Origin of the sequence: Rhodococcus pyridinivorans (assembly GCF_900105195.1) — a bacterium.
Lineage (GTDB): Bacteria > Actinomycetota > Actinomycetes > Mycobacteriales > Mycobacteriaceae > Rhodococcus > Rhodococcus pyridinivorans.
Map to the genome: position 1 here is coordinate 2,372,296 of NZ_FNRX01000002.1, position 24,647 is coordinate 2,396,942.

General features: G+C 68.4%; 24 protein-coding genes, 2 tRNA genes and 3 pseudogenes. 15 read left to right on the forward strand and 14 right to left on the reverse strand.

Going from position 1 to position 24,647, the window contains the following annotated elements; translation table 11 throughout:
• The first annotated feature begins 30 nt into the window (after positions 1-30).
• From recO to BLV31_RS11360, 4 genes are read left to right on the forward strand one after another with little or no spacing between them, the layout of a single operon-like run.
• Entirely contained in the window at positions 31-861 is an 831-nt protein-coding gene (gene recO, locus BLV31_RS11345) for a DNA repair protein RecO (protein ID WP_072740431.1), read from the forward strand.
• The gene (locus BLV31_RS11350; RefSeq protein WP_050993415.1) at positions 818-1,624 is read left to right on the forward strand and encodes an isoprenyl transferase; all 807 of its coding nucleotides are present in this window, start codon (positions 818-820) and stop codon (positions 1,622-1,624) included. The genes recO and BLV31_RS11350 overlap by 44 nt, the downstream gene beginning before the upstream one ends.
• A complete protein-coding gene (locus BLV31_RS11355; protein WP_006554470.1) occupies positions 1,621-2,046 on the forward strand; it encodes a hypothetical protein in 426 nt (141 codons plus the stop codon). Before BLV31_RS11350 ends, BLV31_RS11355 begins: the two co-directional genes overlap by 4 nt.
• Positions 2,043-2,600: a T3SS (YopN, CesT) and YbjN peptide-binding chaperone 1 gene (locus BLV31_RS11360; protein WP_033097768.1), complete on the forward strand. Its 558-nt coding sequence runs from the start codon at positions 2,043-2,045 to the stop codon at positions 2,598-2,600. The genes BLV31_RS11355 and BLV31_RS11360 overlap by 4 nt, the downstream gene beginning before the upstream one ends.
• Positions 2,601-2,618: 18 nt before the next feature.
• On the opposite strand, the gene BLV31_RS11365 is transcribed toward BLV31_RS11360, so the two are convergent.
• A complete protein-coding gene (locus BLV31_RS11365; RefSeq protein ID WP_006554468.1) occupies positions 2,619-3,035 on the reverse strand; it encodes a Fur family transcriptional regulator in 417 nt (138 codons plus the stop codon).
• The gene (locus BLV31_RS11370; protein ID WP_006554467.1) at positions 3,032-3,415 is read right to left on the reverse strand and encodes an ArsR/SmtB family transcription factor; all 384 of its coding nucleotides are present in this window, start codon (positions 3,413-3,415) and stop codon (positions 3,032-3,034) included. The genes BLV31_RS11365 and BLV31_RS11370 overlap by 4 nt, the downstream gene beginning before the upstream one ends.
• A 176-nt stretch (positions 3,416-3,591) precedes the next feature.
• On the opposite strand from BLV31_RS11370, the gene BLV31_RS11375 reads away from it, so the two are divergent.
• Positions 3,592-4,983, forward strand: a complete 1,392-nt coding sequence (locus BLV31_RS11375) for a glycine--tRNA ligase (RefSeq protein WP_006554466.1) — start codon at positions 3,592-3,594, stop codon at positions 4,981-4,983.
• 81 nt (positions 4,984-5,064) lie between these two features.
• Here the strand turns inward: BLV31_RS11375 and BLV31_RS11380 are convergent.
• Positions 5,065-5,721: pseudogene (locus tag BLV31_RS11380) on the reverse strand (DUF6670 family protein); the annotation flags it as partial.
• Positions 5,722-5,736: 15 nt separating this feature from the next.
• Positions 5,737-7,752, reverse strand: coding sequence for a TPM domain-containing protein (locus tag BLV31_RS11385; RefSeq protein WP_072740432.1), 2,016 nt, complete (start codon positions 7,750-7,752; stop codon positions 5,737-5,739).
• 86 nt (positions 7,753-7,838) lie between these two features.
• Here BLV31_RS11385 and BLV31_RS11390 point away from each other — a divergent pair, with 86 nt between their 5' ends.
• From BLV31_RS11390 to dnaG, 3 genes are all read left to right on the forward strand, one after another.
• A complete protein-coding gene (locus BLV31_RS11390; protein ID WP_006554464.1) occupies positions 7,839-8,531 on the forward strand; it encodes a YdcF family protein in 693 nt (230 codons plus the stop codon).
• 38 nt (positions 8,532-8,569) lie between these two features.
• A complete protein-coding gene (locus tag BLV31_RS11395) occupies positions 8,570-9,841 on the forward strand; it encodes a deoxyguanosinetriphosphate triphosphohydrolase (protein WP_064061357.1) in 1,272 nt (423 codons plus the stop codon).
• A 143-nt stretch (positions 9,842-9,984) separates the two neighbouring features.
• Positions 9,985-11,880: a DNA primase gene (dnaG, locus tag BLV31_RS11400; RefSeq protein WP_006554462.1), complete on the forward strand. Its 1,896-nt coding sequence runs from the start codon at positions 9,985-9,987 to the stop codon at positions 11,878-11,880.
• 4 nt (positions 11,881-11,884) lie between these two features.
• On the opposite strand, the gene BLV31_RS11405 is transcribed toward dnaG, so the two are convergent.
• Complete coding sequence (locus tag BLV31_RS11405; protein ID WP_024101344.1) at positions 11,885-12,130, reverse strand: hypothetical protein; 246 nt, start codon at positions 12,128-12,130, stop codon at positions 11,885-11,887.
• 148 nt (positions 12,131-12,278) lie between these two features.
• Here BLV31_RS11405 and BLV31_RS11410 point away from each other — a divergent pair.
• The 3 genes from BLV31_RS11410 (at position 12,279) to BLV31_RS11420 (ending at position 13,118) form a co-directional block, all read left to right on the forward strand.
• Positions 12,279-12,351: transfer RNA gene (locus BLV31_RS11410), tRNA-Asn, on the forward strand.
• Between the two features lie 190 nt (positions 12,352-12,541).
• Positions 12,542-12,615, forward strand: a tRNA-Ile gene (locus BLV31_RS11415).
• Between the two features lie 122 nt (positions 12,616-12,737).
• The gene (locus tag BLV31_RS11420; protein ID WP_006554460.1) at positions 12,738-13,118 is read left to right on the forward strand and encodes a hypothetical protein; all 381 of its coding nucleotides are present in this window, start codon (positions 12,738-12,740) and stop codon (positions 13,116-13,118) included.
• Here BLV31_RS11420 and BLV31_RS11425 read toward each other — a convergent pair.
• Complete coding sequence (locus tag BLV31_RS11425; RefSeq protein WP_064061331.1) at positions 13,115-13,561, reverse strand: hypothetical protein; 447 nt, start codon at positions 13,559-13,561, stop codon at positions 13,115-13,117. The genes BLV31_RS11420 and BLV31_RS11425 overlap by 4 nt on opposite strands.
• A gap of 437 nt (positions 13,562-13,998) precedes the next feature.
• Here BLV31_RS11425 and nhaA point away from each other — a divergent pair, with 437 nt between their 5' ends.
• Entirely contained in the window at positions 13,999-15,852 is a 1,854-nt protein-coding gene (gene nhaA / locus BLV31_RS11430) for a Na+/H+ antiporter NhaA (RefSeq protein ID WP_064061356.1), read from the forward strand.
• Positions 15,853-16,173: 321 nt separating this feature from the next.
• On the opposite strand, the gene BLV31_RS11440 is transcribed toward nhaA, so the two are convergent.
• Entirely contained in the window at positions 16,174-16,920 is a 747-nt protein-coding gene (locus tag BLV31_RS11440) for a TetR/AcrR family transcriptional regulator (RefSeq protein WP_064061330.1), read from the reverse strand.
• A 73-nt stretch (positions 16,921-16,993) separates the two neighbouring features.
• On the opposite strand from BLV31_RS11440, the gene BLV31_RS11445 reads away from it, so the two are divergent.
• Positions 16,994-17,383, forward strand: a complete 390-nt coding sequence (locus BLV31_RS11445) for a VOC family protein (protein ID WP_064061329.1) — start codon at positions 16,994-16,996, stop codon at positions 17,381-17,383.
• Between the two features lie 12 nt (positions 17,384-17,395).
• Here BLV31_RS11445 and BLV31_RS11450 read toward each other — a convergent pair whose 3' ends face one another.
• Together BLV31_RS11450 and BLV31_RS11455 are read right to left on the reverse strand one after the other, a co-directional pair.
• Positions 17,396-17,833 (reverse strand): VOC family protein, encoded by a 438-nt coding sequence (locus BLV31_RS11450; protein WP_006554454.1) that lies wholly within the window; start codon positions 17,831-17,833, stop codon positions 17,396-17,398.
• 1 nt (position 17,834) lies between these two features.
• Positions 17,835-18,407 (reverse strand): DinB family protein, encoded by a 573-nt coding sequence (locus BLV31_RS11455; protein WP_064061328.1) that lies wholly within the window; start codon positions 18,405-18,407, stop codon positions 17,835-17,837.
• A 61-nt stretch (positions 18,408-18,468) separates the two neighbouring features.
• On the opposite strand from BLV31_RS11455, the gene BLV31_RS11460 reads away from it, so the two are divergent.
• Complete coding sequence (locus BLV31_RS11460) at positions 18,469-19,434, forward strand: helix-turn-helix transcriptional regulator (RefSeq protein ID WP_064061327.1); 966 nt, start codon at positions 18,469-18,471, stop codon at positions 19,432-19,434.
• A 40-nt stretch (positions 19,435-19,474) separates the two neighbouring features.
• Positions 19,475-20,440, forward strand: coding sequence for an endonuclease/exonuclease/phosphatase family protein (locus tag BLV31_RS11465; protein ID WP_064061326.1), 966 nt, complete (start codon positions 19,475-19,477; stop codon positions 20,438-20,440).
• Positions 20,441-20,508: 68 nt separating this feature from the next.
• On the opposite strand, the gene BLV31_RS25390 is transcribed toward BLV31_RS11465, so the two are convergent.
• From BLV31_RS25390 to BLV31_RS11485, 5 genes and pseudogenes are all read right to left on the reverse strand, one after another.
• Positions 20,509-20,787, reverse strand: coding sequence for an alpha/beta hydrolase (locus BLV31_RS25390; protein WP_230810182.1), 279 nt, complete (start codon positions 20,785-20,787; stop codon positions 20,509-20,511).
• On the reverse strand, positions 20,717-21,547 hold the full coding sequence (locus tag BLV31_RS11470) for an alpha/beta hydrolase (protein WP_248846271.1): 831 nt from the start codon (positions 21,545-21,547) through the stop codon (positions 20,717-20,719). Before BLV31_RS11470 ends, BLV31_RS25390 begins: the two co-directional genes overlap by 71 nt.
• Before the next feature lie 201 nt (positions 21,548-21,748).
• Positions 21,749-22,588: pseudogene (locus BLV31_RS11475) on the reverse strand (thiolase family protein); the annotation flags it as partial.
• A 37-nt stretch (positions 22,589-22,625) separates the two neighbouring features.
• Positions 22,626-22,830: pseudogene (locus BLV31_RS11480) on the reverse strand (Zn-ribbon domain-containing OB-fold protein); the annotation flags it as partial.
• A 66-nt stretch (positions 22,831-22,896) separates the two neighbouring features.
• Complete coding sequence (locus BLV31_RS11485; RefSeq protein ID WP_064061324.1) at positions 22,897-24,549, reverse strand: MBL fold metallo-hydrolase; 1,653 nt, start codon at positions 24,547-24,549, stop codon at positions 22,897-22,899.
• Between the last annotated feature and the right edge of the window lie 98 nt (positions 24,550-24,647).

The following is a 24,647-nucleotide window of genomic DNA, read 5'->3' on the forward strand; positions in this document are numbered from 1 at the left end:
CGTGTCACCGCGACATGACAGACTCGGGGAGTGAGGCTTTATCGGGACAACGCGGTGGTGCTGCGCCAGCACAAGCTGGGCGAGGCCGACCGCATCGTCACCCTGCTGACGCGTCGGCACGGTCTCGTGCGGGCCGTCGCGAAGGGCGTGCGCCGGACACGCTCCAAGTTCGGCGCACGGCTCGAACCGTTCGCCCACATCGACGTCCAGCTCCACCCGGGCCGCAGTCTCGACGTCATCACCCAGGTGCAGACCCTCGACGCCTTCGCGGTGGGTATCGTCGACGACTACCCCCGCTACACCACCGCGTGCGCGATCCTCGAGACCGCCGAACGCCTCGCCGGTGAGGAACGCGCGCCCGTGCCGCGCCTGCACGCACTCACCGTCGGCGCCCTCCGCGCGGTGTGCGACCGCACCCGGCCACCCGAACTCGTACTCGACGCCTATCTGCTGCGGGCCATGGCCTACGCGGGATGGGCGCCGGCGATCACCCACTGCGCGCGCTGCGACCGTCCCGGCCCGCACACCGCCTTCCACGTCGCCGCCGGTGGTGCGGTGTGCGTGCACTGCCGTCCGCCGGGGGCGGCCACCCCGGCCCCGGGTGTGTTGGCGCTGCTCGACGCGCTCAACCACGGACGCTGGGCCGACACCGAGGCCGCCGACACGGCGGTGCGTCGCCAGGCCAGCGGGCTCGTCGCCGCGCACCTGCAGTGGCATCTCGAACGGCAACTGCGTTCGCTGCCCCTCGTGGAGCGCGGTCGCACCGAACCTGCGACGGGGAACCGGGTTGATGACGTCGCCCGGGGTGTCCGGCAGGATGGGGACCGTGATTCGACGACGTACCACGCCCCCATCGCCTGAGCGGGTGATCCGGCCGCCCGACCCGCATCCGTCGGGCGCGCGACCTCCCGTGCTGCAACCCGAGCTGATCCCCCAGCACGTGGCGCTCGTGATGGACGGCAACGGTCGCTGGGCGCAGGAGCGCGGTCTGCCGCGCACCGCCGGCCACGAACGCGGCGAGGCCGTGCTGATGGACACGGTGTGCGGATGTATCGAGATGGGCGTCGAGTGGCTCTCGGCCTACGCCTTCTCCACCGAGAACTGGAAGCGCAGCCCCGACGAGGTCCGCTTCCTCATGGGCTTCAACCGCGACGTGATCCGCCGCCGCCGCGACGAGATGCACGAGATGGGGGTGCGCGTCCGGTGGGCCGGTCGCCGTCCCCGCCTGTGGCGCAGCGTGATCAAGGAACTCGAGATCGCCGAGGAACTGACGAAGGACAACGACGTCATGACTCTCACGATGTGCGTCAACTACGGCGGTCGCGCCGAGATCGCCGACGCCGCACGGGAGATCGCCCGCCGGGTCGCGGCAGGGGAACTCGATCCCGAACGCATTACGGAGTCGACGATCGCGCGGTATCTCGACGAGCCCGACATGCCCGACGTCGACCTGTTCCTGCGGCCCTCGGGCGAGCAGCGCACCTCGAACTTCCTGCTGTGGCAGTCGGCCTACGCCGAACTCGTCTTCCAGGACACGATGTTCCCCGATTTCGACCGGCGCGATCTGTGGGCGGCGTGCGTCGAATACGCCTCCCGCGACCGGCGGTTCGGTGGTGTGAAGTGACCTCGCTGCGCGAGCGGATCGCGGGCGCGCTGACGCCCTTCGTCGACGTCCGCACCCCGTCGTCCGCCGCCGACGGCGACGGCTCGTTCGGATTCGACTACGGCGCCGTGCCCTTCGCGCTGCAGGTCGTCACGCTCACCGAAGGACTCGACGTGGTCTCCGTCACCGGAGTGCTCGCGTGGGATCTTCCGCTCGACGACGCCGTGCGCGGTCGGGTCGCGGCCGCCGCCGACGCCCTGCAGTTCGGCTCGGTCCACCTCATCGAACGCGAGACCGACGCCGACGTCGTGCTGCGGTACTCGTTCCCCGCGACCGGGCTCGACGACACGGCGCTGACCACCATGCTGTTGCTCGTGCTCGACGGTGCCGCCGACGCGCGTGGCGCCGTGGCCGGCACCCCCGATCCCAAGGAGAATTCGTGACCACCACCGACATCGACGCCGAGACCACCACCGAGGAGGTCGTCGCCGCCGACGGGACGCACGCCGTCGCGATCCCCACCGAGGACGACGACATGCTGCGCGCCGCTGTGGTGGAGACGCTGTCCGAGATTCTCGAGGAAGCGCCCGAGCCCGACGAGGACGGCGAGATCCCGATCTGGATCGACGACGTGCTCACCTACGCGACGGTCGACGCCGAGGGCGGCTTCGTGCTGCTCACCACCTACCTGGTCGAGGGCATCACGGGCCGCACCCGCGCCGCCGAGGTCCTCGGCGACCTGCAGGTCGAGTTCCCCGAAGTCAAGTTCGTCCTCGACAAGGACCGAGTCACCGTCGAACTGCGGGTCGCGGCGTCGCCGCTCGTCCCGATCCATCTCGTGCGGGCCGTCGCGTCGCTCGTGCCGGTCGTCGAGCAGGCACGCGCATTGGCGCAGCGTCTCGGCGGAGAAGCGTCGGTCTTCGACGGTGAGGCCGAGGACGGCGAGGAGAACCTGCTCGCCGACGGCTGCGGCTGTGATGACTGCGATTGCGGCTGACGGCCGCGGGCCGTCGGTTCAGCCCTGAGCGAGGGCGCACTCGCGGCAGTTGCCGAAGATCTCCACGGTGTGGCTGACGTCGACGAAGCCGTTCGACTCGGCCACCTCGTGCGACCAGCGTTCGACCTCCGGGCCGTCCACCTCGACCGTGAAGCCGCAGTGGCGGCACACGAGATGGTGGTGGTGCCCGGAGGAACACCGCCGGAACAACGACTCGCCGCTGTCGGTGCGCAGCACGTCGACGCTGCCGACCTCGGCGAGCGACTGCAGGGTGCGGTAGACGGTCGTCAGGCCGATGCCCTCGCCGCGCTTGCGCAGCTCGTCGTGCAGGTCCTGGGCGGACCGGAACTCCTCGGTGTTGTCGAGCAGGTCGACGATGGCGCTGCGTTGACGGGTCGAGCGGACCCCCACGAGAGGTTTGCGGGCGGAGGTCACTGCGATCGTCCTTCCTGGGCGTGAGCGACGGCGTCGACGACGATGCGGGCGAGATGGTCGTCGGCCAGGTGGTAGAGCACTTCGCGTCCCGAGCGTTCGCCGCGCACGACGCCGGCGGTCTTGAGCACGCGGAGATGCTGGCTGATGAGCGGCTGGGTGACGCCGAGGGCGCCGACGAGTTCGTGCACGCAGCGGGCCGACTCGCGCAGTTCGAGCACGATCGAGATGCGGACGGGTGCCGACAGTGCGCGCAGCAGCTCACCGGCCGCGATCAGGGCGCCGGGGGAGACATCGACCGGGGACGGCAGGGCGTCGCTGCCGATCGGGCCGCGGGCGCGCTCGCCCGTGCTGCACTCGCGTGGATCGGCGTCGATGCTCACGGGGCTCCTCGGGGCAGGGGCGGCCGCCGGTCGGCGGGCCTTATTGCAAATCGATTCCATTTTGATATGCACGGTTGTGCATGTCAACCGGCGCGAATTCGAGCTGCGAACGAGGAGCGATAGGCTTACAGATCGACGCATGCTGCGAAAACCCGCATCGAAGATGGAGAAACCGAGTGGCACCCAAATCCAAGATCGATACCGTCGCCAACCTCGCCAAGCGCCGGGGCCTGGTCTATCCCTGCGGTGAGATCTACGGCGGCACCAGGTCCGCGTGGGATTACGGGCCGCTCGGCGTGGAGCTCAAGGACAACATCAAGAAGCAGTGGTGGCGCAACATGGTCACCAGCCGCGAGGACGTCGTCGGCCTCGACTCGTCCGTGATCCTGCCGCGTCAGGTCTGGGTCGCCTCCGGCCACGTCGGTGTCTTCAACGACCCGCTCGTCGAGTGCCTGAGCTGTCACAAGCGTCACCGGCAGGACCACCTGCAGGAGGCCTACGCCGAGAAGAACAAGCTCGACGACCCCGACGCCGTGCCGATGACCGAGATCGTCTGCCCGGACTGCGGCACCAAGGGCCAGTGGACCGAGCCCCGCGACTTCAACATGATGCTCAAGACCTTCCTCGGCCCGATCGAGAGCGAGGAAGGCCTGCACTACCTGCGCCCCGAGACGGCGCAGGGCATCTTCGTGAACTTCGCGAACGTGCTCACCACCTCGCGTAAGAAGCCGCCCTTCGGCATCGGCCAGATCGGCAAGAGCTTCCGCAACGAGATCACGCCCGGCAACTTCATCTTCCGCACCCGCGAGTTCGAGCAGATGGAGATGGAGTTCTTCGTCAAGCCCGGCGAAGACGAGCAGTGGCACCAGTACTGGATCGACTACCGGATGAACTGGTACACCGATCTGGGCATCAACAAGGACAACCTGCGCCTCTACGAGCACCCGCTCGAGAAGCTGTCGCACTACTCGAAGCGCACCGTCGACATCGAGTACCGCTTCCACTTCCAGGGCAGCGAATGGGGTGAGCTCGAGGGCGTCGCGAACCGCACCGACTTCGACCTGTCGACGCACTCGAAGCACTCCGGCACCGACCTGAGCTTCTTCGATCAGGCCACCAATGAGCGCTACACGCCCTACGTGATCGAGCCGGCGGCCGGCCTGACCCGTTCGCTCATGGCCTTCCTCGTCGACGCCTACACCGAGGACGAGGCACCCAACGCCAAGGGTGGCGTCGACAAGCGCACCGTGCTGCGCCTCGACCGTCGTCTCGCGCCGGTCAAGGCCGCCGTGCTGCCGCTCAGCCGCAACGCCGACCTGAGCCCGAAGGCCAAGGACCTCGCCGCGAAGCTGCGCCAGAACTGGAACATCGAGTTCGACGACGCCGGCGCCATCGGCCGCCGCTACCGTCGCCAGGACGAGATCGGCACCCCGTTCTGCATCACAGTCGACTTCGACACCCTCGAGGACCAGGCCGTCACGATCCGTGAGCGCGACACCATGGCGCAGGAGCGTGTGAGCCTCGACCAGGTCGAGGGCTACCTCGCGCAGCGCCTGATCGGCTGCTGACCGATCCGATCGACGCAGATGCCCTCCGGTCCCGACGGACCGGAGGGCATCTGTCGCTTCGTAGCCGGGTGCTCGTAGCGGTCACCTCGTCGAGCGTCGATCGATGTACTCGAAATATCTGCGGCCGGAGATCTCCTCACCCCGCCAGATCGCCGACCATGCGAAACCGGTGACGAATCCGGTGCTCAGCCCGTAGGTGAAGGGGGTGTCCATGATCCCTTCGAAATCCAACCAGGGACGACCGCGGGTGTCCTTCACCAGGAACCGGGTCCGGCGCGGCACCTGCATCGGGATGCCGTAGGGAGTCGGCTCGGACTGGTCGCGCAGTTCAACCATCTCGAAATCCACGTCCCGGCAACGGGTTCCGTCACCGCTGCGGGTACGCAGGATCGCCGTCGTCATGAACGGTCGGTCACCGATCGCGTAGCGGCTCAACAGGATCTGCGTGTCGGCGTCGAGATCGACGATCTGGTATACGAAATGGTCGAGCGGAGCCTTCGCCGCGGGCGGCAGAGGAGTGGACCGCATCAGATACGGGCTCGGTATCGCCCCGTACTCGAACGAGCACAGACCGTCGGCCGTGACGCTGCGACCCTGGTGGGTGAAGGTGCCCTCGTATTCGGTGAGCAACCCGAAGTGCTTGTAGAGCGGGCTGCGGAAGAACCATGAGACCGTGTCCGTGTCGGTCGGTGGCAGCGCGACGTCGACCGTTCCGAGGCGTCCCACGAGTTCGTAGTGGGGGTAGCGTCCGGTCTAGAAGCGTCCTCCACTAGATCCGCCGAAGCCGCCGCCCCCGAAACCGCCCCCACCGAAACCGCCACCGAAGCCACCGCCGCGGCCGCTGTTGAGCACGCTGTTGATGAGGATGCCGCCGAGCACGGCACCGGCGACGTTGCCGCCCGACGAACCACCGCGGGGCGGACGGTGCTGGTTGTTCCAGCGCTGCACGTCGTTCTGGGCGCTGCGCAGTGCCTGCGCGGCCAGCGACGCGGCGGACCGCGCGTACTGGATGGCGGCCGCCGGATCGGACTCGGCTGCCTGCTGCGCGGCCTGCAGGTGCCGCTGCGCCTCCGACAGGCGGGTGCGTGCCTGGGCGCCCACGACGCCGCGGCGGGTCCCGATGAAGTCGGCCGCGGCGGTGACCTGCGCTTGCGCTGCGCTCAGATCCTGTTCGAGGCGGCGCCGCATCTCCTCGGCTTGCTGCTTCGCCTGCCGCGTCCGGGCACGCAACTCGTCGAGACGCGCATCGGCCTCGACGACCCGCGTGAAACTGCCCAGCGGGTCGGTGTGCTGCTCGGCCCGGGCGTGGTCGAGGGCTTCCTGCACGGCCTTCAGGGCGTCGACGAGTTCCGGGCCGCCCGCGTCGAGGAGTTGCTTCGCGTCGGCGACACCCTGTTCGGCGTCCTCCACCGCGGCGGGAAGCGTCGCGATCGCGCGCCGGATGTCCTCCGCCGCATGGTCGAGCGCGTCGAGCAGCGTCGCGGCATGCCCCAGTGCGCGTTCGGCCTCGCGGATCGCGCGCACGGCGTCGCCCTGCTCACCGACCGGTCGCGCCACCGCCGTGCGTCCCTGGTCGATCGCGTTCTCGGCGAACGAGATCTCCTCCCGCGCCAGCGAGACGTTGTCGACCACCGGAGTCAGGGCGCCCGCCGGGAACTCCGAGTGCAGCTGCCCCAGAATCCGCTCGGCCTCGGGGATGCGGGCCTGCAGCGCGATCGCGCGCTGCGTGAGGCCGTCCAGACGGGCCGGGGCATCGAGCAGCAGGTTGCGCATCTTGTCGAACGCCTCGACCTGCGCATCGAGTTCGCGGTTCGCCTGCCCGCACGAGGAGACGAGTTGCACGAGCATGTCGCGCTGCTGTTCGGGCGTCTCGGGGATGTCGTCGTCGAGGCGCTGACGGATCTCGAAGGCGTTCGCCAACGCGACCTGTGCCTGCCGGTGTGCGCGGTCGAAAGGAGCCACCGCGGAGTCCCCGAATTCACCCCGGGCGAGCTCGAGCGCTTCGGCGCTGGACCGCACCGCGTTGTCGGTGTCCACCAGGAGGGTCTGTGCATACTGGTCTAGACCCTCGACCGGCAGACCGCGCAGAGCGGTCGTGTCGGCCGGATCGACCTGCGCGGCCTGCGCGGCACCGGCGTCGGCGCGCTTCCTCTTCGACCGCCGGTTGTAGGCGTAGAGCCCGGCACCACCGGCCGCGATGACACCGCCGCCGACGAGCAGCGTCGTCACCGGAGCAGCCGACGGCGTAAGGGCGTTGCTCAACCCGTCGGCCGCGCCCACGGCGGCGCCCGCCCAATCGCTGTTGCGCAGGGCCGGCACGACGCCGGACGAGCTGATCCGGTCGCGCTCGCTCTCGGAGATCTCCGAACCCGTCGGTGTCCACAGCGCGAACTCGCGGTCGTCGGTCGCCACCGCCAGCAGCGCGGTGTCGGGACCGAAATTGCTTGCCTCCGCGGTGGCCTGCGCCCAACTGTTGTAGTCGCGTCCGTCGAAGCTCGACACGTAGGTCACCCACAACTGCAGGCCGTGCTCGTCGTAGAGGGTGTTCGTCGCTTCCTGGATGCGTGTGACGTCGGCGTCGTCGAGCACGCCCGCGGTGTCGGTGATCGGCTGGGGGAGCCGCGAGGGTGGCTCCGCGGAGGCCGCCGCGGGAAGGAGCAGCCACGCGGTCACTGCCAGCAGGGCGGGGACGAATGCGAGCGCGGACCGTGCAGGTCGCCGGAGCGGTGCTGCAGGTCGCCGGAGCGGTGCGGCCGATACGTGTGCCATGGAATCGAATCTAGTGGTTCCGAGGTGAGGACGGGGTCGGCGCGTCGTCCGGTCGACGCGTTCTCGTTCGCTGGCAGAATCAGGGGGTGAGCACCGCATCCCGCCGCACCGGCACCACCGCGACGTACACCGGGGACGACCTCGGGGTCGGCGCGCGCATCGCGCGCTGGCTCCGGCGACTGATCATCGGGGTGCTGCTCGCCGCCGTCCTCGTCGTCGGCGGCACGGCGCTGCGGGTGTGGCAGGTCGCGCGGATCGACGACCGCACCCCCGCCGACGCCATCGTCGTGCTCGGGGCCGCGCAGTATTCGGGCACACCGTCGTCGGTTTTCGAGGCCCGCCTCGAGCAGGCCCTCAAGCTCTACGAAGCGGGAGTGTCGCCGCGGATCGTCACCGTCGGCGGCAAGCAGGAGGGCGACCTGTTTACCGAGGCCGCGGCGGGCAAGAACTATCTCGTCTCGCGCGGGGTGCCCGCCGAGTCGATCGTCGCCGTCGAAGAGGGCTCGGACACACTGCTCAGCGTCGAGGCCGTCAGCCGCGAGATGTCGGAGCTGGGCCTGTCGTCGGTCGTGCTCGTCAGCGACCCGTGGCATTCGTTGCGTACCCGGACCATGGCGCGCGACGCCGGTCTCGACGCCTGGACCGCTCCCACCCGCCAGGGTCCGGCGGTGTTCACCCGCGAGTCGCAGCTGCACGGCATCGCCCGCGAGACCGGCGCGTTGATCTGGTACCAGATCACCCACTTCTCCGCCGATTTCCCGTACACGGCGCAGCAGTGAGGCGGAACGTAGGGTCTTCGGTGACGGAAGGCAGTGTGATGCAGGGCTACAGCGAACACGATCTCGAACGGCGCGTCGCCGAGCCGCGCAAGACCTCGGCGCTCGCCGGGTCCGAGGGAGCGGCGTCCGAGCGGACCGCCTTCGCACGCGACCGTGCGCGCGTGCAGCACTGCGCGGCCCTGCGCCGCCTGGCCGACAAGACACAGGTCGTCGGCCCCCGTGACGGCGACACCCCGCGCACCCGTCTGACGCACTCGATGGAGGTCGCGCAGATCGGCCGCAGCATCGGCGAAGGGCTCGGCGCCGACCCCGATCTCGTCGACCTGGCCGGCCTCGCCCACGATATCGGGCACCCGCCCTACGGGCACAACGGCGAGCGGGCACTCGACGCGGTCGCGGAGTCCTGCGGCGGATTCGAAGGCAACGCGCAGAACCTGCGCATCCTCACCTGCCTCGAACCGAAGATCCTCTATCCGGACGGCTCGACCGCCGGTCTCAACCTCACGCGCGCCTCGCTCGACGCGACGCTCAAGTACCCCTGGACGCGTCCGCGCCCGGGCGCGAAGTTCGGCTCGTACGACGACGACGCCGAGATCCTCCACTGGATCCGCGAAGGCGCACCCGAGCGCCGCAAGTGCCTCGAGGCGCAGATCATGGACTGGTCCGACGACGTCGCGTACTCGGTGCACGACCTCGAGGACGGTGTGATCGACGGTCGCATCGACCTGCGGATGCTCGACGATCCCGACGATGTCGCCGGACTCATCGAGGTGGGCATGCGCGAATTCTCGGGTCTCGACCCGGCCGAGCTCACCGAGGCGGCGAAGCGGTTGTCCTCCATGCCGGTGGTCCGCGCCGTCGGCACCTTCGACGGCACCCTCGCCTGCTCGGTCGCGCTCAAGAAGCTGACCAGCGAGCTGGTGGGCCGCTTCGCCAACGCAGCGATCCTCGGGACCCGGGAGGCGACGGAAGGCCGACGCGTCACCCGGTACGACGCCGACCTCGTGGTCCCGCCGATCGTGGTCTCGGAGGTCGCGTTGCTCAAGACGATGGCGCTGCAGTTCGTCATGTCCGACCGCGCCCACCGCACCCGCCAGGAATCGCAACGCGAACGCATCCACCGCGTCGCCGAGTGGCTACTGCGCACCGCGCCGGTCGGTCTCGACCCGTTCTTCGTCGCCGCCTGGAAGGCCGCGCCCGACGATGCTGCGAAGGTACGGGTCGTGGTCGATCAGATCGCGTCGTGCACCGAATCGCGCCTCGAACGGATCGACCGGGACAGCCTCGCCGCGCAGGCGAGCTGGGGCTGACACCGACGTTTGCGCCCTTCGCGGACACAAGCACGAGTCCGGCGCCGTGCATCTGTCCGGAGGGACGCGCTTACGCGCTCGCGGGTGTGGGTTGCGCCGGACCGTCGTGCCGGGCAGTCTGCCCGGCGGCTTAGACTCGTCTCGTGGCCGGCCGTATTTCAGACAGAGACATCGCGGCCATTCGCGACCGCGTGCGCATCGAGGACATCGTCGGCGAGTACGTCGCACTCAAGCGCGGAGGCGCCGACTCGCTCAAGGGCCTGTGTCCCTTCCACGACGAGAAGTCCCCGTCTTTCCACGTGCGGCCCAATCACGGGCACTACCACTGCTTCGGCTGCGGTGAGGGCGGCGACGTCTACTCGTTCCTGCAGAAGATCGAACACGTCAGCTTCGTCGAAGCCGTCGAGCAGCTCGCCGAGCGTGTCGGCTACACGCTGAACTACGAAGGCGGCGGTCCGTCCGTCCAACGCGACCGGGGCACGCGTGCCCGGCTGGTCGCGGCGAACGCGGCCGCCCAACAGTTCTACGCCGAGCAACTGCGCGCGCCCGACGCCCAGGCCGCCCGCGACTACCTGACCGAACGCAACTTCGACCAGGCAGCCGCCGAGACGTTCGGCTGCGGCTACGCACCCGCCGGCTGGGACGCGCTCACCAAGCACCTCCTCGGCCGGGGATTCGAATTCTCGGAACTCGAGGCCGCAGGACTGTCCCGGCAGGGTCGCCGCGGTCCGATCGACCGCTTCCACCGTCGACTGCTGTGGCCCATCCGCAATCTCGCGGGCGACGTCATCGGCTTCGGTGCCCGCCGTCTGTACGACGACGACCAGATCACCGCCAAGTACATGAACACACCGGAAACGGTGCTGTACAAGAAGTCTCAGGTGCTGTTCGGGCTCGACCTCGCCAAGCGCGAGATCGCCAAGTCACATCAGGCCGTGATCGTCGAGGGCTACACCGACGTCATGGCCATGCACCTGGCCGGCGTGAAGACCGCGGTCGCCGCGTGCGGCACGGCCTTCGGTGACGAACATCTCGCGCTGCTGCGTCGCCTGCTCATGGACGACAGCTTCTTCCGCGGGGAGGTCATCTACACCTTCGACGGCGACGACGCCGGTCGCGCGGCGGCGATGAAGGCGTTCGAGGGCGATCAGAAAACCGCCGCGAAGACCTACGTCGCGATCGCCCCCAAGGGCATGGACCCGTGCGAGTTGCGGCAGCAGTCGGGCGACGGTGCGGTGCGCGACCTCGTGGCCCGCCGCACCCCGATGTTCGAGTTCGTCGTGAAATCGATTCTCGCCGAACACAATCTCGACACCGTCGAAGGTCGCGTCGAGGCCCTGCGCCGATGTGTCCCCGTCGTGGGCCGGATCAAGGACCGCACGATCCGCGACAACTATGCGGTGCAACTCGCGCACTGGACGGGATGGGACGACATCCCCACCGTGCGTCGGCGTGTGCAGGAGGAGGCACGGCGAGGAGTTCGTGCACCGGAAGCCAAGGCGCGGCCCGCGACGGCCACGGCGGAGCCCGTGTCGGCCCTGCGCCGCCCTCGGCCGAATGATCCGACGCTGTGGCCGCAGCGCGACGCGCTGAAGGCCGCGCTGCAGTATCCGGGTATCGCCGGGACCGTCTTCGACTCCCTGCCGCCGGAGACCTTCACCGACCCTGCTTACGCGGCCGTGCGGCAGGCCGTCGCCGACGCCGGCGGAACTGCAGCGGGCCTCGGGGGAGCCGAGTGGGTCGACGCCGTCGGCAGGGCAGCGACCGATCCCGTCGCGCACTCGCTCGTGATGGAACTCGCCGTCGAACCCGTCCCCGCCGAAGAGGACCGGCTGCCGCGCTACATCGGTGGCGTGCTGGCCCGGCTGCAGGAGGTCTGGGTCGGCGAGCAGGTGGCCGAGCTGAAGTCCAAACTGCAGCGGATTTCCCCGGCCACCGAGTCCGAGGAGTTCCACGCCCTGCTCGGCGACCTCATGGCGCTCGAACAGTACCGGCGAAGCCTGCTCGACCAGGCCATCGGTGACGGCCTGGCCGGCTGACCGTCTACTTCTTCAACTGGTCCCGCGGGATCATGATCGTGGTCGTCTCGTCGATGGGCTTCATCGGCTCGAGCTTGGGCTGAGGACTGAGCGAGTCGGCGAGCTTCTGCCGGCCCACCTCGATCGCCTTCTTCGTGACGGGGCTCGCGGCCACCGCCTTGGCCGTCTTGCTGATCTGTTCGTACCTCGCGCGACCCGCTCGGGTGCCGAGTACGTATCCCGCAGCGACCCCGACCAGCAAACCCATCAATGTGTTGTCCTTCCACCTGTGACTGCGTCGTCCCCATCCTGCCCGATGACCCCGCAGCATGCCCACAAGCAGGCGATTTGGTGCTGCGGCGGGTGGGACGCTATGGTTTTTCACGCACCGGGGGAAACCGCGGAGCACCGCAGGACAATCCCCTGTAGCTCAATTGGCAGAGCATTCGACTGTTAATCGAACGGTTGCTGGTTCGAGTCCAGCCGGGGGAGCGCCTACAGAATCCTCCCACCCGTCACGGGTGGGAGGATTCTGTGTATCCGGGGGTGCCTATGCGGCAGAACATCCACCGATGTGATCTCTGTTTCTTCGTACCCGGTAGAGTGTTGCCCGCTGTGTCCGGGTAGCATTCGATCGCGCCGTGCGAGCAGTGCGGCACTGTGCGACGCATGTCGTCGCGACGGGGCGGTAGCTCAGTCGGTTAGAGCCGCGGACTCATAATCCGCTGGTCGCGGGTTCGAGCCCCGCCCGCCCCACATCCTTCGCTCATGGCCGCGAGATGTTCCTGCTTGTCGGAACGGTAGCGTTCGACCCCATGAGCACCCTTCGAGAAGTCGGTGAGCGCGAGGCGTGGCGTTGCTGGTTGTGCGACGAGCCCGTGGACCCCGACATGTCGGTCAACGACCCGCGCGGTCCCAGCATCGACAGCATCAACACCGCCAAGAAGGGTGGCAAGGGAAAGGGCGGAGTCGAGCGACTCGCGCACCGCGCCTGCAACACCAAGAAGGGTGCCGTCAAACCCGTCGTGCCGTGGTCCGACCGGCTCTTCGTCGTCGACCCGGCGCCCATCATCGGCGTCGTCGAGCAGCTCACCCGCAAGGGTGGTCGAGTCGCCGTTGCCCGGTGTCCCGAGAAGTCGGACGCGGAGGACGCCTCCGAATGGCTCCTCGACCGCTTGTCGCGACTCGAGCCGGGAGTGCGGTTCGATACCAGGATCGAGCAGGCCGGCGGCGGCTACCTCCTCGTGCTGACGACCTAACCGGGAGCCAACACCAGTCCGGAATGATCCGATGACTCGGCGGAGACCTCGACCTCGGTGAGCACCGTTCCGTCGTCCCCCCGCAGCGTGTAGCGACCCGGCATGAGACCGGTGAACAGGAACCAACCGTCGTTCGTCGTGACGATGGTGCGGTCGATGTACTGCTCGCACACGTCCAGGCCGGTCAGTCGAATCGTGGTGGACGGATGGAAGACGCCTCCGATCCGCCCGTTCGCCACCGCTCCGATCGCAGCCGGTGGATCCGGGTGGTCGCCGAGCTCGTCCGGACGCCAGACAGGCGCACCGTCCGGCGGTGCGCACACCGAGACCGAGGAGTGCGACGACCGGGCATGCGCGACCGTCGGGTCGGCCCGGACCACAGAGTCGGGCTGGTGCGTCGTCGCCGCGACGAGCACCCCTGCTCCCAGTGCGGTGATCAACATCCATCGGGCTCTTCGGATCGTCCCCGTGTGCAGCAACGGATCCACCTCCTCTCCGTAAGAGAACTTAGGAAAGTTGTTCTCACCGAGGGTTATTCGGAACCGATGCTTCGGTGGATCGTGACGATACCCGGGGCGGACGCGCAGGGCTATCCTCCGTCGAGGCGACAGGTAGCGGCGGAATGTAACGGTCGGGCTGTCGAAACGCCGAAATCGATTGTTGGCACAACGATTCGGTCTAGTTTCGGATGAGGTCGGTAGTCGAAGGGGTGCATTCCGCCTCCTGTACGGCGGAACCGGTTGCATTGTTGTGTTCGGACAATGCAGGTTCGAACGGCCGATACCGGAAACAATCGCCCCGGGGGCCGGCGTTGTGCGATGTCGTCGGTGTACTCACCGGCACCGAGTTGCTCGGAGCGGATTGCGGAACGAGGGAGCACATGACGGTCGACGAGAACCCGACGACGCTCCGCCGGGCGTCCGACCTTCTGGCAGGGGTCCGCGACGGCACGGACGACGACACGCTCGCGGCAGGCGTCGTACTCGCGGCTACCCTGATCGCTCTGGTCTGGGCCAACCTGGGCGACTCGTACGAGGCGTTCTGGCACACACCTCTCAGCATCAGCATCGGCGACTACGGCATCGATCTCGACCTCGAGCACTGGGTCAACGACGCCGTCATGACGCTGTTCTTCTTCGTCGTCGGCCTCGAGGTCAAACGCGAGCTCACCATGGGAGAGCTCACCGACCGGACGCGCGCCGCGGTCCCGCTCGTGGCGGCAATCGCGGGGCTCGCGCTACCTGCGGGACTGTTTCTGCTGCTCAACCCCAGCGGGGAGGCCGCAGGAGCGTGGGGTGTGGTCGTGTCCACCGACACCGCCTTCGTGCTCGGTGCGCTCGCGCTGGTCGGACCCCGCTGCCCGGCCCGCCTGCGCGTGTTCATCCTCACGCTGGCCGTGGCCGACGACATCGGCGCCCTCGCCATCATCGCCTTCGTCTACACCGACGATCTGCAGCCGGTCTACCTGATACCTGCCGCGATCGGACTGTTGCTGATCCTGCAGTTCCGCCGGCTCGAGGTGTGGCGGGGCGTCGTCTACTTCGTCGTCGCGGCAGGGACGTGGGTGGCGTTCTACGAATCCGGTGTGCACCCGACCCTCGCCGGTGTACTGATCGCGTTGATCCTTCCCGTCTATCCGCCGCGCCGCAGCGAGGTGGAGCGCGCCGGCGAACTCACGCGGGCGTTCCGCCAGTCGCCCAACTCCGACTACGCGCGCGCCGCGCAACTCGGGGTGCTCCGCGCCGTGTCCGTGAACGAGCGGCTGCTACGGCTCTACCAGCCGTACACGGCGTTCCTCGTCGTGCCGATCTTCGCCCTCGCCAACGCGGGTGTGGTGATCTCCGCCGAGACCGTCGGCACTGCGATCCGGTCGCCGATCACGTGGGGAGTCGTCCTCGGTCTCGTGGTGGGCAAACTCGTGGGCATCACCGCGGCCACTGCCGTCTTCTCGAGCCTGCGTCCGGGCAGCCTGCCGCCGGGACTCACCCTCTCGCACGTCGGTGGGGGTGCCGCGCTCGCCGGCATCGGGTTCACGATCTCACTGTTCATCGTGGATCTGGCGATCGAATCTCCCGAAGCGGCCAACGACGCCCGAATCGGCGTCCTTCTCGCGGCTGTTCTCGCCACGGCGCTGGGCTGGGCTTTGTTCCGGCTGTCCGACCGCCTGAATCCGCCGCAGGGATCTGCCGGGCTCGTGCTGCTGCGTCCGGTGGATCCGAACCGCGACCACATACGGGGACCGGTCGACGCTCCGCTCACACTCGTCGAGTACGGAGACTTCGAGTGCCCGTTCTGCAGCAAGGCCACCGGCAGCATCCGCGACGTGCGCGAGCACTTCGGCGACGACCTGCGGTACGTCTTCCGGCACCTTCCCCTCGATGAACACCACCCGCACGCCCGGTTCGCCGCCGAAGCGGCCGAGGCTGCGGCGGCGCAGGGACGATTCTGGGACATGCACGACCACCTGTTCGCCCACAGCGACGCTCTGTCCCGCGACGAGATCTACGAACACGCCCAGCAGTTGGGTCTCGATATGGACAGGTTCGACGAGGACCTTCGCCTGGGGCGGTATCGTCACCGTGTCGAGGACGACGATCTCGACGCCGAGACCAGCGACGTCTTCGGAACGCCCACCTTCTACCTCGGCGCCACCGGATCGGACCTCGCCCGGCACACCGGCCCGTTCGACGCGGCGACGTTGATCCGCAGGCTCGAAGAGGTGCGCGAGAGGTGATGCGATTCGGGTGGATCCGACCCCGGAAAGCGGGGGCGGATCCACCCAAGTCGTGACGGCTTCTACCGGATGGTGGGTCCGGCCTCCGCGGATCCGGTCGGTAACAGGCCGGCCAAGCTGGCGAGGAGCGTTTCCCAGCGGCATTCCGCGGAGATCGACGCGAAGCGGCACCCGGAGTAGTCCTCCGTGGGGAGCGTAGGTGTGCCGGGATCTGCGTACGCCGTGGCCGGCACTGCAAAGGCGATTGCGGCACAACCGAGCACGCCCGCGGCGAATCGCTTCATGAAATCCTCGAATCTCTCGTACGAACCTTCGGGGAAATCATTCCCCGGTGGGTCGCACCCCGCCATTCGAGACGAGCGGTTCGAGCCCGTCGAGGACGCGCTGCAGCCCGAACTCCCATGCGTGGTGCGGGCTGTAGGCGGCGTTCATCTCTGCTCCGGCCGCCGCTCCCACCCGCTGTGCGAGGGGATGGTCGTCACCGAGATAGTGCGCGAGTCGCTCGTTCCATCGCGCCCAGGCCTCGCCCATGTCGGCGGCGTGCGGATCAGGTCGTCGGGCTCGGGCCGCACCCCGCACGAAGTCCGCGACGAACGTGAGCGCGGCGTCGCGATCGATGTCGCAGAGGGGCGTGCCGTCGAAGGCGTGGAGTTCGTGGTCGTACTTCGCGATCGTGCCGGGGCCGAGGGCCGTGCGCTGATCGTCGACGTCCAGCAGCCACCAGTGTGCGGCGTAGTGCTCGAGTTCGGATTCGGCGACCTGTCGTACCCGATCCCGCCACGACGGGGACTCGTAGGGCGGCCGGGGTTGCCGGGCGTGGACCCGATCGACCATGAGGACGAGGAGGTCGTCGCGCGACCCGACATGGGTGTAGAGGGCCATGGCGGAGACGCCCAGATCGGTCGCGAGGCGACGGATCGTCACCGCGTCGAGGCCCACCGCGTCGGCGACGGTTACCGCAGCGTCCACCGCGGATGTGGTGGTGATCTTGGCTTTCGGCCCGCGGGAACCACCGGTCGGCGCGTCGGGATGCTCGCGCCACAGCAGGTCGATCAGATCGCGCGCCATAAATGCCTCCCGAAAACTCGCTCTCGGGAGTACTCTATACGCCGTACAAGGTGCTTGCTCTGGGGGAGGTCCTATGAAAATCAAGTCCACAGCACTGTCGCTCAACGTCGCCGACACTGCCGCATCGGCAGATTTCGCGCTCCGGCACTTCGGTTTCACCGAGGAGATGTCGGCGGACGGATTCGTCTCGTTGACTCACCCGGATGCAGGATTCAACATCGTGTTCCTGCGTACCGGGCTGTCGACCTTCAAGCCGGAATCCGTCGCCGGCCCGGCCGGTCAGGGCATGCTCATCGCCTTCGTCGTCGACGACGTCGACACCGAGTTCGCGCGCATCGCGGAAGCCGGTGCGACGGTCGTGACCAAGCCGGAGACCGAGCCGTGGGGTGAACGGTACTGCCAGTTCGCCGATCCGAACGGGATCATCTGGCAACTCGTCCACTGGGTCTCGGAACCGGCCTGACCATGCGAAGTCTCAGTCGAGGCAGAATTCGTTGCCCTCGGGGTCGGCCATGACGATGTGGCCGGCCCCGAACGGCGGCGCCGGGTCGTGACGCTCCAGGCGCGTGGCCCCGCGTGCGACGAGCCGTTCGGCCTCGGCTTCCAGGGCGGCCATGCGCTCGGCGCCGTCGAGTCCGGGCGCGGCACGCACGTCCAGATGCATCCGGTTCTTGGCCTGCTTGCCCTCGGGCACCTTCTGGAAGAACAGTCGGGGCCCTGCCTCGTCCGGGTCGACGATGCCCGACGCGTCGTTGCGTCGTTCGAGTGGCACCCCCATCGCGTCGAGCGCGTCGTCCCACGACACGAAATTGCCGGGCGGCTTCTGGAGTTCGTAGCCGAGGGCGTCCGCCCAGAAGTCCGCGAGAGCCGCGGGATCGGCGCAGTCGAACGTGATCTGGATGTCGCGGGCCATGTCAGCTCGCCTCCTGTCGGGCGCGGGTACGGGTGTGCAGGTAGTGGTCCCTCAGAAGACAGACCTCGGACAGATGATGGATGAGTTCGCGGTGGATGTGCAGGACCAGCGCGCCCATCGGGTACTCGGCGTACGGTCCTTCGGCTTCACCGCACGGTCGGGCGAGTCCGTCTTCCCCGAGGGACTCGACGCCCGCAATCCACGTGGCGAGTTCGGCATCGAGCTGGGCGAGGGCCTCGTCCGCGGTCGCTGCGTACTCGAACGACATGTAGTCGGTGGCTGTGCGTCCGAAATGGCTCGCGTTGCGCATCGCCAGCACGCCGACGATCACATGCCCGAGCCGCCACGCAATCGTCGTGATGGGTGGCGGATCCGGTTCGGGGAACGCGAAATCGATGGTCATCGCCCCGGCGCCTCCCAGTAGGGGAGCGGTGCCCGTCCCGCGCGGCCGAACACTCCAGCAGGCGAGTGCGGGCTCGAAGAAGTACTCGTCGTCGGTGAGGCCGTCGAGGCGACGGCGAACCGGATAGTCGAGTTGCTGTCGCAGTAGGTGATTCCAGTCGAGTTCTGTCATGGCTCCAGGTTGACGCATATTCTGGACAGGTTCGGTCCGTGATCCGTGCGACTATCGTCGTGTGACCGTCGAGTCGACCACCGAACGGGTTCTGAGGGTGCTTGCGCTGTTGCAGAGTCGCCCCTCGTGGACCGCTGACGAACTGGCTGCGGAACTCGGCGTGACCGATCGCTCGGTGCGCCGCGACGTCGATCGGCTGCGCGCCCTCGGCTATCCCGTCCGCGCGACCCCCGGTGTCGGCGGTGGTTATCAGCTCGGTGCCGGCACGAGACTGCCGCCGCTGCTCCTGCACGACGACGAAGCGATCGCCACGGCGGTGTCGCTGCGACTGGCGTCGGGCAGCACCATCGCCGGTGCCGCCGAGGCGGCCCTGCGCGCACTGGCAAAGCTCGATCAGGTGATGCCGCCGCGTCTGCGCGAGGAGGTGCGGGCGATCTACGGCGCCACCGAAACCGTCGTCGGCGCGGGCACCGAGATCGACGCCGACACGCTGCTGGCGTTGGCCCGCGCGTGCCGCGACGCGACCCGTGTGCGATTCCGGTACACCACCCGGCAGGAGGCGGACGACGAGCGCACCGTCGAACCGGTGCGGATGGTCGCTGCCGGACAGCGCTGGTACCTCATGGCATGGGACGTCGATCGCGACGACTGGCGCACCTTCCGGCTCGACCGGATGCGCGACGTGACACCCACGACGTGGCGGTTCCGGCCGCGGCAGCATCCCGATCCGGTGTCGTACGTCCAGCGGTCCGTGACGGAGTCGCCCTACCGGTACATCGCGCGGATCCGCCTGCGGGCGGACGCCGACCAGGTGCGCGACATGGTGCCGCCGCAGGTCGGGCGGGTCGAGGACGACGAGGACGGGTGGTGCGTGCTCGTCGTCGGCGCGGACGACCCGGACTGGGTCGTGATGCACGTCGCGCGAATGGGTTTCGAGGCGGTCGTCCTCGAGCCACCGGAACTTCGGGCGGCCGCGGACCGGCTCGCGACGCACCTCGCCGCGATCGCCTCCCGCTCCGATCGGTGACGGGTCCTCGCGCACGCGACCTGCGGCATGGTTGTGTGGCGTGGTGACGGCGAAGTGGCTCCGGCTCGGATCGGACGTTCTCGGGTGGACGGCAACCGCGACAGGCGCGGTCGGTCTCGCGCTCCACTTCGGTAGGTGGTCGGCCCAACCCTTGGTGCTCGCAGCGTCCGGCGCGTCGTATCTGATGGCCGGTGCGGTGATCGGGCTGATCGCCTTTGCCGTCCGTCGACGCCTATTCGGGGCCCTCGTTGCGGGTGCGATTGCTGCGACTGCGGTCTGGACCCAGGCGCCTCTCCACGTCGCGACGGCTGCGGCCGGTGCGGGTCCCGATATCACCGTGATGCACGCGAACATTCTGTTCGACAGGGGTGCCGATCCCGAGGTCGTCGTGTCCCGGGTCCGGGACCGCGACGTCGACCTGCTCACGGTGAACGAACTCACCTCTGCGGGGGTCGATGGACTCACCCGTGCCGGTCTCGACGAGCTGTTACCCCATCGGTATCTCGTCCCCGGAGAGTTGGCGTCGGGAACGGGGATCTGGAGCCGATTTCCGCTGTCGGACACCGTCGAACACGACGGATTCGTCTTCCGTCAACTCTCTGCGCTCGCGGACGTACCGGGAGCGGGACCGGTCGCGGTCCACGCGTTCCACCCGGTCCCACCGGTGTTCGACGCGCAGGACTGGGCTGCCGAACTGTCACGGTTGCAGAACATCCTCGATCGATCTCCGGCCGACGTCCCCGCAGTCGTGGGTGGCGATTTCAACGCCACCTACGACCATGCGCAGTTCCGCGCGTTGCTCTCGGGGCGTTTCGCCGATGCCGCGGAGCAGGCGGGAGCGGGGGCGGTGCGTACCTATCCGACCGACAAACCCGGCCCGCCGCTGGTGGCGATCGATCACATCCTCGTCGGGAACGGGACGGCCGTCGCGTTCGACTCCGACGACCTTCCCAGGGCGGATCACCGTTCGGTGGTCGCCCGGATCCGGTTGGACCCCGGCGAGTGACGCCTCGGGATCAGGCCCCCCGCGAGCGAAGCCTCGCGATCAGGCCCCCCGCGAGCGAAGCCTCGCGATCAGGCCTCAGCGCCCATCGACTCGGCGAGGATCGGCCACGCCTTGCGCGGGTCGTCCTCCCAGTAACCCCACGAATGCGTTCCGTCGGCATCGAGTTCGGCCGTGACCGGGATGTCGAGCGCTTCGAGCCGGTCCACCAGCTGGTGCGTGCAGGCATTCGTGGCGGCCTCGATCGCTCCGCCTGCGACGATCTGCGTGGCGAACGATTCACCCGCCGCGCGTTCCTGACCGGGGACGTCGTACGTGCCGGGCAGACCGTTGCGGCTCGACAGGTACAAGGCCTTGCCGCGCAAGCCTTCCGCATTGAGGTAGACGTCGTGCTCGGCCCAGCGCGGACCCGTCGGCCGGACCCCACATGCTCTCGACGTCGCCCTTGCCGCGGCGCTCGACGACGAGCCTCACGTACAGCTGACCGACCGGATCACTGGTGCGCACGCATCCGCTGAGGGATGCGACGCCGGAGTACAGGTCGCCGCTCCGGATCGCGAGGTCCAGCGCGGAGCCGGCACTCATGGACATCCCGATGATCGACTGCTTGCCGTCGGTGTCGAGCAGTTCGTCGACGACGGGCGGCAGTTCCTCGAGGAGGAAGGTCTGCCACTGGTTGCGACCGAGAACCGGATCGTCGAGATCCCAGTCGGTGAAGTAGCCGAAGTTGCCGGTGGCGGGGATGACCACGTTGACATTCTTGTCCGAGAAGAACTCGGCGATGTCGCTGCTCTCCATCCACCCGGTGCCGTCGATCACCCCGACACCCGCGCCGCCGAGGGCGTAGACGACCGGCCGCGGCTCGCGCGGATCGGCCGGACGCAGGACGTCCAGGGGGATCACGGTATCCACGGCCGGGGAATAGACGCGGACCGTCCAGTGCTGGTCGGTCACCTCGTCGACGCCCTCGACGTAGGCGGTGGCGGGCTCGGCGTCGGGTTGCTCGGGATCGGCGTGCGCGGTGGCGGTGCCGAACACGAGCGACGAGAGGCCTGCGAGACCGACCGCAAGGCTGCGGAAGCCACGACGGGACACGACGGATCGACGCACGGATGAACGCCTCGACTCGAAGTGATGCCGAGAGTCGTCCCCCGCGTTCGACTCGCTGAGCTGGACAGTACCTTCCTCCGGTTGCGAAAAGTGCCTCGGGGTGCTGTGATTCCGGCCTCGCGGTGTCCCTGAGACGAGTTCGGCCACCGCACTCGGGATCTCGTGCGGCGACCGAACTTTCGTGCGGTTACGTGGTGCTCGGAGTGACAGGATCGATGCGGCTGCGGTGCCGGGGCACCGTGGACTTGGGCGAGGCCCACCTTCGGCTCGCCCGGAATCTGCCGCTCGCCGGCCGGACCGCGCAGCTGCAACACCAGTTCGTGGACCTGGCGGATGCCGGAGACGTCGACGGGTTCACCGTTGACGATGAGACCACCCGTCGGTGTTCGCAGGGAGGGATCCGCCGATCGCGGTGGCTCCCTCGACGCCCTCGGGGCCGATGCCGACGCCCTCGGGGCTGGTGCCGACGCCCTCGAAGGCGGCCTTGGCTGCGTAGACGGTGGGGGAGACGTCCTCCTCGACCGACGCCCACGTCACACGGACCTCGTACGCGCCGTAGGTGCGCGTGCGAATCGCGTTGGAGCGCAGGTAGACCGGCGTTTCGGTAGTGTGCTTCGACACCAGATCGCCGCAGCACATGATCACCGCTGCGGCAGTCTCGTCCGGCGCGCAGAACATCTTCGCCGTGAGCGGGTAGTTGAGCATCGGCGACGACAGAATGTCGTCGATGTTGAACTCCGTGCGGCGGAAGGCATTCGGGTTGAGGCCGCCGTTGCGGTAGTTCTTCGCCGCGACCCGTGCGAGCGTCTTGTGCGAGATGTTGTGGTCGATGGCGTAGCGGTTCGCCTTCATGCCGAAGAACTTGGTGGTGACGAACTGTCCGTTCTCGGCGTACCAGGCGGGCAGACCGAGCATGGCGGGATCGGCGGTGAAGCGGACGTCGCGCACGTGTTGAACACGTTGGTGAAGGGAATGCCGGTTGGCGCCGAATCTACCGAACGGGTGAAGGCCCACCCCGATGATGGCAACGTCGTTCACGATGTCGGGAACTCCTCGATGGGATGTGTGCGGATCAGATCGGCACGAAGCCCTGCGTGGTCCATGCCACGAGCGTGCCGCGACGCGGCAGCAGCAGCTCCGAGAAGTTCGCCCCGCTGCACCGGGGGGCAACGCGGCTGGGTGGGCCATGTGGTCGCGGAGCAGTCGTCGCAGCGGCTGCCGATGAGCTGCGGGTTCTCTGCCGGCCACGTGGATACGTCGGGCGCGAGCGCCTTCGTCGTCATGGTTCGTCCTCCGTTGTCCGATGCCGATGCGGCGGCCCTCGCCGCGGTCGAACATGAGGATCACGCTCAGAAACGGCGCCTCCGGCGGGGCGGAGGCTTGCGCCGGCCCGGCCTCGAGTGGCGCCGGTGCTCCTCCGGGGTCTGGGCACCCGTGCGGTATTCGTCGAGCACCTTCCGCATCGCAGCGATCGCGCGCTCCCGGGTGCGCGGGTCGTCGATCTCGAGCAGCTGGTCGCGCAGACCGGTAGCGAACTCGGCGTACTCGTTCTGCCAGTCGCGGCCGACGTGCACCGGCGCCGGGGGTGCGACCGTGGCGATGTGCTCGGGCGGACCGCCCGCCACGAGCCGGTATCGGGCGCCGATCTCCGGGACGACCACGTTCAGTCCGGCATCGAGGTCGTGCAGCGCCGCCGTGAAGGCGGCGAGCGCATCGGGTTCTCCGTGGTCGAGGAAGACTGCACCGGAGATCGGCGCGCGTTGCCCGACCCAGCGCACCAACTCGCCGCGATCGGCGTGCGCGGAGTAGCTGTCGATCCGCCGGATCCGTGCCCGGACATCGATGTCCTCACCCGAGATCCGGACCTTCGAGGCACCCTCGAGGATCACCCTGCCGAGCGTGCCTTGCGCCTGATAGCCGACGAAGAGCACCGTCGAGTCGGGGCGGGCGAGGTTGTTCCGCAGGTGGTGCCGAACCCGTCCCGCCTCGCACATCCCGGAGGCCGCGATGATGATCGCGCGATCGTAGCTGTCGATCCGCATCGATTCCTCGGCCTCGGCGGTGTACCGGATGCCCGGATGGCGGAAGACGTTCCGGCCGTCGAGATCCTCGAGTTCTCCGGCATGTGCGGCGAAGACGTCGGTCGCGCGGATCGCCAGCGGGGAGTCGACGAAGACCGGCACCCCCGGAATACGCTCGTCATCGAGCAGATATCCGATGTCGAGCAACAACTCCTGGGTGCGTTCGAGCGCGAACGACGGCACGATCAGGTTGCCGCCCCGCCCGAGCGCCTCGTTCACCTCCCGGGCGAGGAGGTCGCGGCGCTCGGCGATCGTGAGTCGAGGGCGTGAGCGGTCCCCGTAGGTGGATTCGCAGACGACGTAGTCGAGTCCGGTCGGACCTTCCGGATCGGCGTGGAAGGCCTTCTGTTCCGGCCCGAGATCCCCCGAGAACAACATCCGCACACCGCCGGCCTCGATCTCCGCCGAGGCCGATCCCAGGATGTGTCCGGCATTCCACAGGCGGACCCGGAAACCGGGCGCCGGTTCGAACCACTCCTCGAGCGGTATCGGCCGGGCGCGCGAGGCGGCGAGCCGGGCGTCCTCCTCGATGTAGATCGGGTGGAATTCGGCGCGGTTCGCGCGGTCGCGTCGCCGATTGCGGCGCTGGGCCTCGAACTCCTGGATGTGAGCCGAGTCGGCAAGCATGAACGAGAGCAATTCCGCTGTGGGGGCCGTGCAGAAGATCGGGCCGTCGAAGCCGCGGGCGACGAGCTTGGGGAGCAGGCCGCAATGGTCGATGTGGGCGTGGGTGAGGATCACGGCGTCGACCGACTCCGGGGGGAACGGGAACTCTGCGACGTTCAGGTTCTCGAGGCTGCGGGAGCCCTGGAACAGTCCGCAGTCGATCAGGATCCGTGCGTCGCCGAGTTCGACCGTCGCGCACGAACCGGTGACGGTTCTCGCCGCCCCGTGGAAAGTGAGTTCCGGATTGTCGGACACGGCATCTCCTCGGACGCTCGGGCGGTGGTGACCCGCGGGACTGCCTCTCACCGTATCGAGCGCGGGTGTCCCACCGGACCGGGAAAGGATGTAGAACC